Source organism: Salipiger sp. H15, from assembly GCF_040409955.1.
GTDB lineage: Bacteria > Pseudomonadota > Alphaproteobacteria > Rhodobacterales > Rhodobacteraceae > Salipiger.
This window is the reverse complement of sequence record NZ_CP123386.1, coordinates 359419-374718: the sequence shown is the minus strand read 5'-3', so window position 1 is coordinate 374718 and position 15300 is coordinate 359419. Positions and strand designations below refer to the sequence as shown.

The following is a 15300-nucleotide window of genomic DNA, read 5'->3' as shown; positions in this document are numbered from 1 at the left end:
GCCCGCACGGCGGGCCATGTGCCCCCCTGCTCTGCCGCCATCGCGCCGAAGCTTCCAATACATTCGGCGTGGAATCCCATAATTTCTAGCTATAGCCGGGGCAATATTGGCGCTGCGGTCCCGCCGGCCTCCGCAGCACGCGCCGGGCGCGGATTTCCCGTCAGAGCGCCGGACGCAGCGTCCGTCGCCGGGTGCCGCACGGCCCTCGGGCGCTCATGGGCGCAGAGTCAGGCTCCGCGCGCAGCACATAAGAAGAGGGAAAGCTTTCGGGATCCCTGTCGGCATAAGCCAGCGAAAGTCGTGGCCCTGCCGAGGCTTGCCACGGGATAGACCGGGGGCGCTGCCCCCGGATCCCGGGACGTCTTCGCGCGGAAGACTGGTGAAGGGGCGCGCCCCGCGGGGCGCGCCGCCTCAGGATCTGACGTGATGGTCGAGCGGCGAGCGCGGGATGCGGAACATTGCCCCCGGGGTCAGCTCGTGGTGCTGGAATCCGTGGCGACTGTAGAAGGCCTCGAGCGCCGGCTTGTCGAGCCCCTCCTCACCGAAGGGCTCGTGGTGCAGCTCGATGCCGAGTTCCGCCTCGTCCGCCGCCTCGACCAGCTGGCGCAAGATGCGGTGGGCGAACCCCTGCCCGCGATAGGCCGGGGCCACCCAGATGCCGCTGAGGATGAAGCGCTTGTTCCACAGCGAATGCTCGATGTAGGCGACGTTCTCGTCGGCATTGCGGTAATAGGTCCGCTCGCCGGTCTCGCCGGTCGAGGCCATGAGCCCCGGAACCCGCGAGAGCCGCTCCATCACGTAGGTGTATTTCACCTCGGCGCGGTGGCGCGCCCGTTCGAGCCCCTCCTCGAGCTCGCGCGTCAGCTCGGGGTGGCGAATCTCGCAATAGTCGCGCAGCCCGTGCTGCAGGGCGATCGCCACGAAGGCGCGCAACTCGTTCTCGAGACGGGTGATTTCGGCCTGTTCCTCGGTTCGGCGGCGGGGGCCGGTCGGCGGCCGGGGCCCGCGTGCAAGATCGGTGTATGGCATGGCATCCTCCCAGCGCGAGTGTACATCGACATTCGTTCCGAGACAGCAATTCCCGACATCGTGTTGGCGCAAACACGTGGCTGCGCGACTGTCTGCCTGCCCGGCGGGCGTCAGTCCTCGACCATGCCCGCCGTTCCGAGGATCGCCGCGAGCCCGGCACAGAGCCCGCGCAGCGACAGCTCGGGCGCGACGTCGATCCATTCCTCGAGCGTGTGCGCCCGCCCGCCGGTGCCGCCCGAGCCGAGGCAGATCGCCGGCACGCCAAGGCTCATCGGGATGTTGGCATCGGTCGAGCTGTCGCCCGTCGTCGGGGTGAAGCCGAAGGCCGGAAGCGCGGCGAAGGCAGCCCGCACGATGGCGCTGTCCTGCGCGGTCTGCCCGGCCGGGCGGTTGCCGATGCGGGTGATCTCTGCGCGGATCGCGCCATGGCTGGTGTCGCCGCGCGCGTTCTCTGCCGTGACCGCCTCGTCCACCAGCGCCAGCAGCGTGGCGTCGAGCTTCGCCAGTTCGCCCGCGTCGACCGAGCGCAGGTCGATCTCGAGCCAGACCTCCTCGGGGATGGCGTTGATCGAGCTGCCGCCGCCCATGACCGAGGCGCAGAAGGTGGTGCGCGGCGCCTTCGGCACCTCGATCCGCGCCATGCCCGCCATCAGCGATCCCAGCGCATAGGCCGGGTTCACCGTGCCGAAGGCGTTGAGCGAATGCCCGCCCGGTCCGCGGAACGTCACGCGGTAGCGCAGCGAGCCGACCGCGCCGGTGGTGATCTCGCCCAGTTCAAGCCCGTCGATGGTGAAGAAGCCGGCGATCTTCTCGCGGTAACGCCCTTCCTCGAAAAGGTGGCGGATGCCGCGCAGGTCGCCCTTGCCCTCCTCCCCGACGTCGCCGACGAAGAGGAGATCCTGCTCGGTCTCGATCCCCGCCGCACCCAGCGCGCGAATGAAGGCCAGGAGCGCCGCAAGCCCGCGGGTGTCGTCGCCGACGCCGGGCGCGAAGAGCTTGGTGCCCTCGCGCCGCACGGTGACGTCGGTGCCCTCGGGGAAGACCGTGTCGAGGTGCGCCGCGACGACGACCACCTGCCCGTTGCCGCGCCCGCGGCGCAGGCCGAGCACGTTGCCGATGCCGTCGAGCTCGACCTCCTGCAGCCCCAGCGCGCGGAACTTCGCCTCGTAGGCGGCGGCGCGCACCTCTTCCTTGAAGGGCGGCGCGGGGATCTCGGTCAGCTCGATGATCTCGTCGACGAAGCGCTCGTGCCCCTGCGCAAGGTCCTCCTGCGCGCGCTTGAAACGGTCCGAGGCGATGATCCGGGCAACGTCTTGGGTCATGGAAGGGTCCTGCAACTGGGTCGGGGAGGGAAACTGCTCCCGACCCAGTTACAGGAGGACGGGCGGACCCGCCACTCAGTCGGTGCGCCGCTCCGGCGTGCCGATCCGGTCGATGCCCGCGACGAGGCCCTGCGCCGTGGCGAGCGCCCGCGCCGTCGCCTGCGCCATCTGCGGCAGGATCATCCATTCCAGCGCCCAGGCCGCGCCCGAGCGTTCCTGTTCGTGAACCAGCGCAAGGTGCATGGCCGAAAGCTGCACCGCGTTGAACCGCGCCAGCGTCACCAAGAGCTCGGCCCCGACCGGGTTCTGCTTGTGCGGCATGGCCGAGGAGCCGCCGCCGCCCGAGAGCTTGATCTCGTCCAGCCCCTGCTGCGCCATGAGGCAGATGTCCTGCCCGATCTTGCCGAGCGTGCCGGTGACCAGCGAGAGCAGCCCAGCATAGTCCGCGATCCCGTCGCGCATCGCGTGCCAGGCGGCACCGGCGCTGGCAAGGCCGAGCTCGGCCGCGACGTGATCCGCCACCGCCTGCGCGTCCTGCCCCAGCGCCTTGCGGTCGCCCGAGGCGCCGCCGACCTGCACCCGCTCGACGCGCGGGGCGATCTCGGCCAGCCGCTCAAGATGCGCGGCGAGCGGCTGGTGCCAGGGGCGCAGCCGGTCCGAGACGGTGATCCCGGTCGCCGCCTGCATCCGCGTGCGGCCCATCAGCGGCGTCTCGCCCTGCCGCGCGTCGAGCTCGATCAGCGCCGCCTCGAGCTCGGCGAGCCGCCGCGCCAGCAGCGCCGTGCTGTCCTTCAGCGTGAGCGCCAGCGCGCTGTCCACCACGTCCTGCGAGGTCGCCCCCTTGTGGACGGCAGGCGCCGCATCGGGCCCGGCCACCGCCTGCAACTGCTTGACCAGCCGCGGCACCGGCACGCCGTCCTGCGCCATGCCCGCGCGGATGTCCTCGAGGTCGATCCGCGCCGCCGCGATCCGGCTCGCCGCGGTTTCGGCCAGATCCCCATCGACCCGGCCGCAGGCGCCGAGCGCCCGGCTCCAGGCGGCCTCGAAGGCGAGCATATGCGCCATCTGCCGCTCGGCCGACCAGATCTCCGCCATCTGCGGATCACCGAAGAGCCCGCCCAGCCAGGGGTGATCGAAAACGCTCGCGCTCATGTTGCCTCGTCCCTCTTGCATGCCGAAAGGGCGACCATACGGCCGCCCCCGTTGTCATTTTCTTACGGACCCTGCCTCAGATGTCGAGGAAGACCGTCTCGCCCTCGCCCTGCAGGCGGATGTCGAAGCGGTACTTGCCCTCGCCGGTCTTCTTCGCGATCAGCGTGTCGACACGCGGGCGCTGCTCGATGCGCGCCAGCAGCGGGTCCGAGGAATTGTCCTCGTCCTCGAAGTAGATGCGCGTCTGCAACCCGATGTTGATACCGCGCGCGACCACCCAGAGCGAGATGTGCGGGGCGCTGACCACGCCGCCGCGGCCCTTCACCTTGCCCGGCTTGACCGTGCGCAGGGTGAACTCGCCGGTCTCGGCATGGGCGGCAAAGCGGCAGAGGCCCGAGACCTTCGGATCCGCGCCGTCCTGGCCCGGGAAGACGCCCTTGGCATCCGGCTGCCAGCTTTCGATCAGCGCGTCGCGCATCGCCCATCCGGTGCCGTCGAAGACGGAGCCGGTGATCTCGATGATCTCGCCCTCGCAGCCGTCCTCGATCGGCGAGGTGCCGATCTCTTCGTCGTAGTAGCCGGCATTGCCCGCATAGGTGGGCATGAGGCCGATGTGGACATAGGGCCCGGCGGTCTGCGAGGCGGTTTCCACCAGCGTGTCGAGTTTCTGCACCATGATCACATGCCCTCCAGCTTGTTCTCGAACATCGACTGGCGACGGCCGCGCAGCACGATGTCGAACTTGTAGGCGAGGTAGTCGAGCGGGCGCGAATGCGCCAGGTCGAGCGGGGCGACCAGCGCGTCGAGCTGGGCGCGGTTCTTGATCGTCGCGGCGATCGGGCAATGGTTGATCAGCGGATCGCCCTCGAAATACATCTGGGTGATCAGCCGCTGGCCGAAGCTGTGACCGTAGACCGAGATGTGGATGTGCATCGGCCGCCAGTCGTTGCCGCGGTTGGGCCAGGGATAGGCACCGGGACGGATGGTCAGGAACTGGTAGTAGCCGTTCTCGTCGGTCAGCGTGCGGCCGCAGCCGCCGAAGTTCGGATCGAGCGGCGCAAGGTAGGTGTCCTTCTTGTGACGGTAGCGCCCGCCGGCGTTGGCCTGCCAGATCTCGATCAGCGTGTTCGGCACCGGGCGCGCGTTCTCGTCCAGCACGCGGCCGTGCATCAGGATACGCTCGCCGACGGCCGGGGCCGCGCCCTTGGTCCAGTTCAGGATCAGATTGTTGTCGAGCGCGCCGAACCTGCCATGGCCGAAGGTCGGGCCGGTCTCTTCCGATGGCGAGCTTTCCATCGACAGCAGCGGCAGGTTCGGCGAGCGGGCAACGCTGGTCTTGTAGCCGGGATCATAGGCGACCGGATGCGCGTCGCGGTTGCGCGGGATCAGCGGCCCCTTCTCTGTGGTCACGAAATTGCTCATTCGGCTGCCGCCTCCATCTCGGCATAGGTCGCCTTGGCGAGTTTCAGCGCGTGGTTGGCGCGCGGAACGCCGGCGTAGATCGCCACGTGCTGGAAGGCCTCCAGCACATCCTGCTTGCTGGCCCCGGTACGCGCCGTGGCGCGGATGTGCATCGGGATCTCCTCGAAGTTGCCGGTCGCCGCGAGCAGCGCCAGCGTCAGCATCGAGCGTTCGCGCTGGCTGATCGCGTCCGACGACCAGACCGTGCCCCAGGCGCTGCGGGTGATCAGCGTCTGGAAAGGCTCGTCAAAGGCGGTCTTGGCGGCCTCGGCGCGGTCGACGTGGGCGTCGCCCAGCACCGCGCGGCGCGTCTTCATGCCCTGTTCGTAAAGCTCGTCCATTCAGGCGGTCCTTTCCAGAAAATCGGTGATGAGCCGGGCGGTGGCTTCGGGCTGCTCGACGCAGGGGATGTGCCCCGCGTGTTCGATCAGCGCGAACTCGGCGCCGCAAAGCTCGGCGGTGCCGCGCACCAGCTCGGGCGGGGTCGAGCCGTCCTCGGCCCCGGCCATCGCCAGCACCGGCAGGGTCAGCGCGCGGGTGCTCTCGGTCAGGTCCGCCCCGGCGATCGCGGCGCAGCAGCCGACGTAACCCTCGACCGGCGTGCGCACGAGCATGTTCTTCCACGCCGCGAACTGCGGGTCGCTCGCGCGGAAGCCGGGGGTGAACCAGCGCTCGAGGATGGCATCTGCCAGCGAGCCGACGCCGTTCGCGCGGATGCCGTCGATCCGGGTCTGCCACATCTCGGGCGTGCCGATCTTAGCCGCCGTGTCCATCAGCACCAGCGCGCGGACCAGATCCGGTCGCTTCGCCGCCAGCCCCTGCCCGATCAGCCCGCCGATCGACAGGCCGACGAAGGTCACGTCCGAAAGCCCCAGCGCCTCGCAGATCGCCTCGGCGTCCGAGACCAGCGTCTCCATCGCGTAAGGCGCGGCGGGCGCGTCCGAGAGCCCGTGCCCCCGCTTGTCGAAGCGCACGACGCGCAGCCCCTCGGGCAAGAGCGGGATCAGCGCGTCCCAGACCCGGAGGTCGGTGCCCAGCGAGTTCGCCAGCATCAGCACGCGGCCGTCCCTCGGCCCCTCGTCGCGGATGTTCAGGCTGACGCCGGATACGGAAAGTGTCTGCATGGTGCCTCCTCGGGGCCCGGCCGGGCCTTGCCGCCCTTCTGCCATGGCAAATCGCCGTTGGAAAATATAAGTAGAGGCATGACCCATAACTTCGAGGTTATGAATGATCCACCCGCACCTGCGCATGAGGCACCTGCGCTGCTTTCTCGAGACCGCGCGGCTCGGCAGCCTCAGCGCCGCCGCCGAGGCGCTGCACGTCAGCCAGCCCGCCGCCTCGAAGACCATCCGCGAGCTTGAGGACATCCTCGGCGCGCAGCTCTTCGACCGCAGCGGGCGGCGGCTGGCGCTGACCCGGGCGGGCAAGATCTTCCAGCAGCACGCGGGCACGGCGCTGGCCGATCTCGAACGCGGGCAACGGCTGCTGCACGACCTGCCGCAGCGCCAGCGCAAGCTCGCCGTGGGCGTGCTGCCGACCGCCGCGACCGGGCTCTTCCCCGACGCCGCCGCCCGCTTCCGCGCCGCCCATCCCGATTGCACGTTGCGCGTCTCGACCGGGCCGAACTGGCTGCTGCTGTCGCAGCTGCGCGAGGGGGCGCTCGACCTCGTGGTGGGGAGGATGCCGGTCACCGGCACCGGCGAGGGGCTCAGTTTCCGCCAGCTCTACTGGGAGCGCGTGGTGCCGGTGATCCGGCCGGGCCACCCGCTCGAGGGTGAGGACTGGGAGCCGGCCGAGCTGCTGCGCTACCCGCTGATGCTGCCGCCGGCGGGGGCGGTGATCTCGGGCTCGGTCCGGTCCTACCTGCAATCGCTGGGGCTCGGAGAGCCGATTCCCGCATATGAGAATGTTTCCCACGCCTTCGGCCGGCGCGTCGTGGCGCAGTCTGACACGATCTGGTTCATCTCGGCAGGCGTGGTCCGGGCCGAGCTGGAAAGCGGCGAGCTGACCGTGCTGCCGGTCAGCAACGAGCTTCTCGGCGGGCCGGTCGGGATATCGCTGCGCGACGGGGTGCCCCCCGACGCGCTGCTTCAGGGACTGGTGGACGAGCTCATCGCGGTGGCCGCCGAGCACCCCGCGCGGGGCGGCTGAGGGGACGGCTGAAAGCCCCCTGCCCTATCCTGCCGAGGCGAAGACCTTCATCTCGGGCACCGGGGTGACCAGCGGCTGGCCGGCGTTGAAGGCGGCGATGTTCTCGCGCATGAGATCCGACGCCATCTCCTGCACCTCGGGCGCGTTGCCCGCCATGTGCGGCGTCAGCACGACGTTCTCCAGCGCGCAGAGCTCGGCGGGCACCTCGGGCTCGTTCTCGAAGACGTCGAGCCCCGCCCCGGCGATGCCGCCCGAGCGCAGCGCCGCGATCAGCGCCCCGGTGTCGACCGCCGAGCCGCGCCCGACGTTGAAGAGGTAGCCCTTCGGCCCCAGCGCCTCGAGCACCTCGGCGTTCACCGCATGCTGCGTCCCCGCCCCGCCCGGCACGCAGGCGACGAGGTAGTCGACCTGCTGCGCCAGCTCCAGCAGCGAGGGCACGTAGGCATAGGGCAGATCGGCCTTGGGCGTGCGGCTGTGGTAGCGCACCTCGATGTCGAAGGCGGAAGCCCGCCGCGCCAGCGCCGCGCCGATGCCGCCCATGCCGAAGATGCCCATCTTCTTGCGCGAGACCAGCGGGCGCGGCGTCTCGGTATAGTTCCACGCGCCCGAGCGGGTCAGCCGGTCCTGGTGCGGAATGCAGCGCACCGCCGCGAGCAGCAGCGCCATGGCGTGATCGGCCACCGCCCCCGCGTTCACCCCGGCCCCGTGCGAGACGCGGATGCCGCGCGCGATGGCGGCCTGCACGTCGATCCCCTCGTAGCCGGTGCCGACGCAGCAGATCAGCCCGAGGTTCGGCAGCTCGTCCATCTCGGCCCCCGTCGCGCCCTTGAACCCGGCGGTGATCAGCACCCGCGTTTCGGCCCGCTCCTCACCTGTCAGGTGCGCGTAGCCCCCGGTGCAATCGTGCAGCGTGAAATGCTCGCCGAGCATGCGGTGATAGGCCTGAGTCTTGATGTTGATGGCGATCTGCTGCCGCATGAGAAGGGGCTCCGTTCGTGGCGCGCGCCCGCCCTGCGCCGGGTCACGATCTTGGGCGCCGACTGACCGCGCGGGCGGTCCCTCCCGTGGCGGCGCGGGTCGCGCCCATCTGCCCTTACCGCAGCGGAGGTTACAAGTGCGAAACCCGCGCCATCCGGCAAGCGCGCCCGCGGCGACACGCTTCGGCAGCATCGCGCGCGACCCAGTCCACGGGAAATGTTGAAGGTTCCTGCCGGAAACGCTTGCAATTTGATCCGCAAGCGCGGACCGTTTTCACTTAAATTTCAGAATTATTTCCGAGTCTCATGTAATCGCGACGCTTATGGCCCCTCGCAAAACTTTCTCGATCGTGACCCTCGCGGCGCTTTTGCCGCAAAACACCACGAGCCGCGCCCGCCTTCGCGGGAACGGAAGCGCTGAATGACGAAAGCCGAGCTCAGACTGCTGGGAGGCTGCGAGCTGCGCGTCGCGGACGGCAGCCTGCTGCGCCTCAGCTCGCGCAAGTCCTTCGCCCTGCTCGCCATTCTGGCCGAGCGCGCCGACCGCGCCGTGCCCCGGGAAGAGATCGCCACGCTGCTCTGGGGAGACCGCACCGAGGACCAGGCCCGGGCCAGCCTGCGGCAGGAGCTTTCGGTGCTGCGCCGCACGCTCAGCCGGGTCGGGCTCGAGGTGATCGAGGCCAGCAAGGAGGCCGTGCTGCTCGACACGCGCGAGCTTTTCCTCGACGTGCAGCGGGTCGAGACGCTCTGCGCCACCGCCACGCCCGAGGCGGCGGCGGAAGTCGCCGAGCTCTACCGGGGGGAGTTCCTCGCCGGGCTCGACATCCGCTCCGAGGCCTTCGAGGAGTGGCGGCGGCTCTGCCGCGAGCAGATCCGCGACCGGGTGCTCGAGCGGCTGCACGCGGCGCTGCTCTACGCCCCCGCCGAGCCCGGGATCGCCCGCACGCTGCTGCGCATCGACGAGACCAACGAGGAGGCGCACCGCACGCTGATGCGGCACCTGTGGCAGTCGGGACGGCGCGGCGAGGCGTTGCAGCAATACCAGCGCTGCGTCGAGGCGCTGCGGCGCGAGCTCGACGCCGAGCCCGACCAGGACACGTTCGAGCTCTACGAGGAGATCCGCGACACCGCCGGCCCCGGCCCCGCCCGACCGCCGGTGCATCCGGCGCCGCGCGCCGAGGCGACGGTGCCGGAACGGCGCGAGATGACCGTCGCCGCCATCGGCCTTGCCTCGGCCGACGAGCTCGAGCGCGATCCCGAGGACATCGTCGCGCTGCTGACCCGGCTTGCCGAGGTCTGCCGCGCGCGCGTCGAGCCCGCCGGCGGCAAGGTGCTGGTGCAGGCGGACGGGCGGGTGCTGGCCCTTTTCGGCCACCCGCGCGCCGACGAGGCGGATCCGGAACGCGCGGTCTATGCCGCGCTCGACCTCGTCAAGCGCGGCTTCACCGACGCCGCGGGGCAAGCCGTCGACTTGCGCGCGGGCCTTGCCATGGGCGAGACGGTGGTGACCCGGAACGACGACAGGATGCTGATGTCCGTGGCCGGGCCGGCGGTGATCACCGCCTCGCGCCTCGAGCTGCAGGCCGGTCCCGGCGAGGTCCGCATTTCGGGCGCGATGCGCCGCAGCCTGCGCGACCGCTTCCGAACCATTCCCGTGCCCGGCGGCGAGGGCAGCCACCCCGCGCAGATCGTGCTGGGCGAGAGCCTCTACGCCGACCGCTTCCTTGCCTCCGGCGCCGCCAGCCGGCTCACCGCCCTGACCGGGCGCGCGGAGGAGCTGGGCGCGCTTGCCGCGCTCTGGGCCGAGGTGACCGGCGGCAAGACCCGCGTCGCCGTGCTGCGCGGCGAGGCCGGCATCGGCAAGTCGCGGCTGCTCGCGGCGTTCAAGCAACATGCCATGGCCGACGATCCGCAGATCCTGCAGTTCCAGTCCTCGCCGCATCACCGGCAGAGCGCCCTCTACCCGCTTGTGCATTACCTGCAGGAGATGCTCGGCTTCGCCCGCCTGCCCTCGCCGGAGGAGCGGCAGCGGGCGCTGCGGCACTGGCTCGCCACCCGGTCCGGGCTCGACACCGCGCAGGTCGAGCAGGTGCTGGTGGCGCTGCTGGGCCTGTCGAGCGCGCCGGACGCGACGCCGATCGATCAGGATGTGCTGATCGCCGCCGTCGCCGCCCTGCTGCGCGCCGCGGTCCGCGAGGGACGGCCGGTGCTGATGATCGTCGAGGACCTGCACTGGCTCGACCCGACCTCGCAGCTGCTGCTCGCCCGGCTCGCGACCGAGCTCGCCAACCTGCCGCTGATGATGCTCGGCAGCTCGCGCCAGCCGCCCGGCATCGCGGTTCCGGCGCCCTCGGCGATGCGCAACATCACCCTGCGCCGCCTCGACAGGGCGCAGGCGCGTGCGCTCGTCACCGACATCTGCCCGCCCGACTGGCCCGCCGCGCGCATCGACGCCATCGTCGAACGGTCGGACGGCATCCCGCTCTACCTCGAGGAGCTGGTGCGCACCGCCGCCGAGGGCGGTGACGGCGCCATCCCCGACAGCCTGCACGCCTCGCTGACCGCGCGCATCGACCGGCTCGACGGCGCGCGCAGCGTGCTGCAGCAGGCCGCGGTGATCGGCCGGGTCTTCGACACCGCAACGCTCTCGCGGCTCACCGGTCGGGCACCCGAGGCGCTCGAGGCGGCGCTGCAGGAATTGCAGGGGCACGACCTCGTCTACCGGCTCGGGCCCGCGCCCGACGCGCGTTACGAGTTCAAGCACGCGCTGGTGCAGGAACAGGCCTACCAGACCCTGCTCTTGGCCGAGCGCGCCGAGCTTCACGGCCGGCTCGGCACGATCCTGGCCGAGGCCTCCGTTCCCGCCCCGGCCGAACTCGTCGCCACGCATTTCGAGCTTGGCGGTCGCCCGCTCGACGCCATCGCGCGGCTCGAGACGGCCGGCAAGCAGGCGCTCCGGGTCGCCGCCCATTCCGAGGCCGCGGCGCATTTCGGCCGCGCCCTGACCCTCGCCCGCACGCAGCCCGACCGGGCCGGGGCCGCCGCGCTCGAGCTGAAGTTCCTGCTGTTGCGCGGCCCGCAGCTGATCGCCCTGCACGGTTTCGCCGCCGAGGAGGTCGCGCAGACCTATGCGCAGGCGCTGACCCTCGCCGACAGTTCCGGCGATCCCATGGAACGCGCGCATGTCCACTGGGGGCTCTGGAGCTTCTACGTGGTGCGCGCCGACATCGCCACCGCGCTGCGCATCGCCCGCAAGCTGCTGGCGCTCTGCGAGGAGGCGCAGGACGAGGTCGGCATCGTCGCCGGGCATTACGCGCTTGGCGTCACGCAGTATTACGCGGGGGATCTCGGCCCGGCGCAGCGCGCCTTCGAGGCGGCGCTCGAACAGCACCTTCCCGACCTCGCGCTCGAGGAGATCGAGCGCTACGGGCTCGACCTCTCGGTCTGTGCCCGCAGCTACCTCGGCTGGCTGCACGCGCTGCGCGGCGAGGTCGAGGCGGCGGAGCTCAGCAGTGCCTGGGCGATCGCCACCTCCTCGGCGCTGAAACACGTCTTCTCGATGACCTTCGCGCATGTCTTCACCGGGGTCATGCAGCATTTCCTGCGGCGCCCCGAGGCAGCGCAGCGGCATGGCGAGATCGCCGCGCGGATCGCGGCGGAACATGGCTATGCGCAATGGCTGGCCCAGTCCGACATGGTGACCGGCCATGCCCGCGCCCTGAAGGGCGATCCGGAGGGCGCCCTGCAACTCGAACGCGGCACGGCCGCCTACCTCGACACCGGGGCATGCCTCGCCCTGCCCTACGCCCGCGCCTGGCTGGCCGAGACCCGGCTGCGCGACGGGCAGCGCGAGGAGGCCCGTGCGCTTCTGCAGGAGGCCCGGCGGGTCACCGAGGAAAGCGGCGTGACCTATTTCGACGCCGAGTTGCAGCGCCTGCTCGCCCGCTGCGGCGGCGACGCTCAGGCCCTGCTCACCGGCGCGCTGCAGAGCGCACGGCGCTCGGGCGCGACGCTGCTCGCGCTGCGGGCGGCGATGGATCTTGCCCGGACCGAGGGCGCCACCGGCGGGCCCGCAGCGCTGAGCGCGGTTTTGGCCGAGCTTGCCCCGGGACAGCGCAGCCGCGATCTCGACGATGCCGAGGCGCTGGAAGCGGCGCTGCGCGCGCCCGCGCCCCTGCGCGGCGACGAGGCCTAGCCAGCCCGCCGCCCTGCGTCGTGCTCAGTGATCGTCCTGGCGGATGTCGCGGATGGTCAGCACCGGCGAGGCATCCATCTCGTGCGCGTCGAGCATCGCCGCGACCCGCTCGAGCGAGGCGACGAGTTGCGCCTGCTCCCAGTCGCGCAGCGCCTCGAAGCTCTTCACGAATTTCTGCTGGAGCGCGTCGGGGGACTGGCTGACCGCCTCGCGCCCCTTGGCCGAGATCGCCACGTCGGTCTGCCGCCGGTCGACGTCCGAGCGGTGCCGGGTGACCATCTCGCGCGCAACCAGTTTGTCGACCAGCGCGGTCACCGTCGCCTGGCTGACCCCCATCTGGGTGGCCAGCGCCTTCGGCGTCGTGGCGCCGTCCTCCTTCTTGGCGACGATCTGCAGGACCCGCAGCTGCGCCGGGGTCAGCCCGGCGGCCTGCGCGAGCTTGCGCTCGTAAAGCTCGGTCGCGCGCAGGATGCGGCGCAGCGCGATCAGGCTCTGGTCGGTGCGATCTGGGACATGCTCAGCCATGCCAAGGTTTTGGCAGGTTTCCGCCAAAGCTTCAATCATCGAAGCACTTGACGAAATCATTCACGAAGCTAAGCGGAATTGCTTCACTAACTTCTGAAAAATATCACCATAAATCAACGAATGCTCCTCCATTAGCGCAAATACTGCTTCGAAGGTTGAAACTTTAGAGCTCCCGCATTAGTTAGATTGACGAACCAAACGGAGGACCCCGGATCAATGCCGAAAGACATGACACAGCCCGATGTGCGCACCCCGGTGCTGCGCAAGCCCGACGCGACGGACGGGGCTGCGATCTGGGATCTCGTGCGCGCCTGCAAGCCGCTCGACGAGAACTCCATGTACTGCAACCTCGTCCAGGCCGAGCATTTCCGCGACACCTGCGTGCTCGCCGAACTCGATGGCGAGGCGGTGGGCTGGATCTCCGGCCACATGATCCCGAACGAGGACGCGCTCTTCGTCTGGCAGGTGGCGGTGAGCCCCGCGGCGCGCGGGCTGGGTCTCGGCCGCAAGATGCTGGCGCATCTGATCGATCGCGACGTCTGCACCGACGCAACGGCGCTGAAGACCACGATCACCCGCGACAACGACGCCTCCTGGGGTCTCTTCCGCAGCTTCGCCCGGACCATCGGCGGCGTGCTGTCGGACGCGCCGCACTACACGCGCGACGACCACTTCGACGGGCAGCACGCGACCGAGCACATGGTGACCATCGCGCTGCCACGGGAAGACGAGGCGCTGCGCAAGGCCGCCTGATCTCCGCCAACTCCAATTTTCCGAGAATTCCTAGAAAGGATTTCGTCATGCCGAAAGACACGTCTAACGGCCCGAGCATCTATGCCCGCCGCGAGAGCGAGGCACGTTCCTATTGCCGCTCCTTCCCGGTGAGCTTCACCTCGGCGCGCGGCTCGGAACTGACCGACGACCAGGGCAAGACCTACATCGACTTCCTCGCCGGATGTTCCTCGCTGAACTACGGCCACAACGACCCGCACATGAAGGCGGCGCTGGTCGAGCACATCATGAGCGATGGCATCGCCCATGGCCTCGACATGCACACCGATGCCAAGGAAGCCTTCCTCGAGGCCTTCGAGCGGATCATCCTCGAGCCGCGCGGCATGGACCACAAGGTGATGATGGTCGGCCCCACCGGCACCAACGCCGTCGAAGCGGCGATGAAGCTTGCCCGCAAGGTGACGGGGCGCACCAACATCGTCGCCTTCACCAACGGCTTCCACGGCATGACCGTGGGCGCGCTGGCGGCGACCGGCAACAAGGGCAAGCGCAGCGGCTCCGGCATGCCGCTGCAGGGCGTGACGCACCTTCCCTACGAGGGCGCCTTCGGCCCCGATGTCGACACGCTCGCGCAGATCGAGATGATGCTCGAGAACCCCTCTTCGGGTCTCGACGCCCCCGCCGCCTTCCTCGTGGAGCCGGTGCAGGGCGAAGGCGGGCTCAACGCCGCCTCGGCCGAGTGGCTGCGCGGCATCTCGCGCCTTGCGAAGAAACACGGCGCGCTGCTCATCGCCGACGACATCCAGGCCGGGATCGGCCGCACCGGCACCTTCTTCTCCTTCGAGGAGATGGGCATCGAGCCGGATCTCATCCCGCTCGCGAAGTCGCTGTCGGGCTTCGGCCTGCCCTTCGCCGCGCTGCTGGTGAAGCCCAAGCTCGACGTCTGGAAACCGGCCGAGCACAACGGCACCTTCCGGGGCAACACCCACGCCTTCATCACGGCGCGCGTGGCGCTCGAGAAGTTCTGGTCCGATGGCCGCTTCCAGCGCTCGCTGGGCGAGAAGGCCAAGCTGGTCGAGGACGAGCTCGGCACCATCGCCGAGATGATCCCCGGCGCCTACCTCAAGGGGCGCGGCCTGATGCGCGGCGTCGACGTCGGCTCGGGCGAGCTGGCCGGCGAGATCTGCGCCGAGGCCTTCCAGCGCGGTCTCATCATCGAGACCTCGGGCGCGAATGACGAGGTCGTCAAGGTGCTCGCGCCGCTGACCACTTCGGAAGAGACCTTCCGCAAGGGCTTCGGCATCCTGCGCGACAGCGCCGCCGCCTGCCTCAACAACCACAAGATTGCCGCGGAGTGACACCATGATTGTACGCGATTTCAACGAGCTGAAGAAAACCGACAAGCACGTGGCCGATGCGCGCTGGACCTCCACCCGGATGCTGCTGGCGGATGACGGCATGGGCTTCTCGTTCCACATCACCGTTCTGGAAGCGGGCTCGGAACACACGTTCCACTACAAGCACCACTTCGAGAGCGTCTACTGCATGAAGGGCTCGGGCTCGATCACCGACCTTGCCACCGGCGAGACCCACGCGATCAGGCCGGGCGTGATGTACGCGCTCAACCTCAACGACAAGCACGTGCTGCGCGCCGACGAGGAACTGCACATGGCCTGCTGCTTCAACCCGCCCGTCACCGGCACCGAGGTGCACCGCGCGGACGGGTCCTACGCACCGGCCGGGGAGGCGGCGTAAG

The 15300-nt window shown here is 69.9% G+C and carries 14 protein-coding genes; 5 read left to right on the top strand and 9 right to left on the bottom strand.

The window, feature by feature from the left end:
• Positions 1-411: 411 nt before the first annotated feature.
• From PVT71_RS24270 to pcaD, 7 genes are all read right to left on the bottom strand, one after another.
• The gene (locus PVT71_RS24270) at positions 412-1029 is read right to left on the bottom strand and encodes a GNAT family N-acetyltransferase (protein ID WP_353475701.1); all 618 of its coding nucleotides are present in this window, start codon (positions 1027-1029) and stop codon (positions 412-414) included.
• Between the two features lie 110 nt (positions 1030-1139).
• The gene (locus tag PVT71_RS24265; RefSeq protein WP_353475700.1) at positions 1140-2351 is read right to left on the bottom strand and encodes a M20/M25/M40 family metallo-hydrolase; all 1212 of its coding nucleotides are present in this window, start codon (positions 2349-2351) and stop codon (positions 1140-1142) included.
• Positions 2352-2426: 75 nt separating this feature from the next.
• A complete protein-coding gene (locus PVT71_RS24260; protein WP_353475699.1) occupies positions 2427-3503 on the bottom strand; it encodes a 3-carboxy-cis,cis-muconate cycloisomerase in 1077 nt (358 codons plus the stop codon).
• Between the two features lie 76 nt (positions 3504-3579).
• Positions 3580-4179, bottom strand: a complete 600-nt coding sequence (pcaG, locus tag PVT71_RS24255; protein ID WP_353475698.1) for a protocatechuate 3,4-dioxygenase subunit alpha — start codon at positions 4177-4179, stop codon at positions 3580-3582.
• 2 nt (positions 4180-4181) lie between these two features.
• Positions 4182-4925, bottom strand: a complete 744-nt coding sequence (pcaH, locus tag PVT71_RS24250) for a protocatechuate 3,4-dioxygenase subunit beta (RefSeq protein WP_353475697.1) — start codon at positions 4923-4925, stop codon at positions 4182-4184.
• Complete coding sequence (gene pcaC, locus PVT71_RS24245) at positions 4922-5305, bottom strand: 4-carboxymuconolactone decarboxylase (protein WP_353475696.1); 384 nt, start codon at positions 5303-5305, stop codon at positions 4922-4924. Before pcaC ends, pcaH begins: the two co-directional genes overlap by 4 nt.
• Entirely contained in the window at positions 5306-6088 is a 783-nt protein-coding gene (gene pcaD / locus PVT71_RS24240; protein ID WP_353475695.1) for a 3-oxoadipate enol-lactonase, read from the bottom strand.
• Positions 6089-6191: 103 nt separating this feature from the next.
• On the opposite strand from pcaD, the gene PVT71_RS24235 reads away from it, so the two are divergent.
• The gene (locus PVT71_RS24235) at positions 6192-7115 is read left to right on the top strand and encodes a LysR substrate-binding domain-containing protein (protein ID WP_353475694.1); all 924 of its coding nucleotides are present in this window, start codon (positions 6192-6194) and stop codon (positions 7113-7115) included.
• 24 nt (positions 7116-7139) lie between these two features.
• Here PVT71_RS24235 and PVT71_RS24230 read toward each other — a convergent pair whose 3' ends face one another.
• The gene (locus PVT71_RS24230; protein ID WP_353475693.1) at positions 7140-8093 is read right to left on the bottom strand and encodes an NAD(P)-dependent oxidoreductase; all 954 of its coding nucleotides are present in this window, start codon (positions 8091-8093) and stop codon (positions 7140-7142) included.
• A 420-nt stretch (positions 8094-8513) separates the two neighbouring features.
• Here PVT71_RS24230 and PVT71_RS24225 point away from each other — a divergent pair, with 420 nt between their 5' ends.
• The gene (locus PVT71_RS24225) at positions 8514-12287 is read left to right on the top strand and encodes an AAA family ATPase (protein ID WP_353475692.1); all 3774 of its coding nucleotides are present in this window, start codon (positions 8514-8516) and stop codon (positions 12285-12287) included.
• A gap of 24 nt (positions 12288-12311) precedes the next feature.
• Here PVT71_RS24225 and PVT71_RS24220 read toward each other — a convergent pair whose 3' ends face one another.
• Positions 12312-12812, bottom strand: a complete 501-nt coding sequence (locus PVT71_RS24220; protein WP_353475691.1) for a MarR family transcriptional regulator — start codon at positions 12810-12812, stop codon at positions 12312-12314.
• A 216-nt stretch (positions 12813-13028) separates the two neighbouring features.
• Here PVT71_RS24220 and ectA point away from each other — a divergent pair, with 216 nt between their 5' ends.
• The 3 genes from ectA to PVT71_RS24205 are packed head-to-tail and all read left to right on the top strand — an operon-like array spanning position 13029 to position 15299.
• On the top strand, positions 13029-13565 hold the full coding sequence (ectA, locus tag PVT71_RS24215; RefSeq protein WP_353475690.1) for a diaminobutyrate acetyltransferase: 537 nt from the start codon (positions 13029-13031) through the stop codon (positions 13563-13565).
• 47 nt (positions 13566-13612) lie between these two features.
• The gene (ectB, locus tag PVT71_RS24210; RefSeq protein ID WP_353475689.1) at positions 13613-14902 is read left to right on the top strand and encodes a diaminobutyrate--2-oxoglutarate transaminase; all 1290 of its coding nucleotides are present in this window, start codon (positions 13613-13615) and stop codon (positions 14900-14902) included.
• A 4-nt stretch (positions 14903-14906) separates the two neighbouring features.
• Positions 14907-15299: an ectoine synthase gene (locus PVT71_RS24205; protein WP_353475688.1), complete on the top strand. Its 393-nt coding sequence runs from the start codon at positions 14907-14909 to the stop codon at positions 15297-15299.
• Position 15300: the final 1 nt, after the last annotated feature.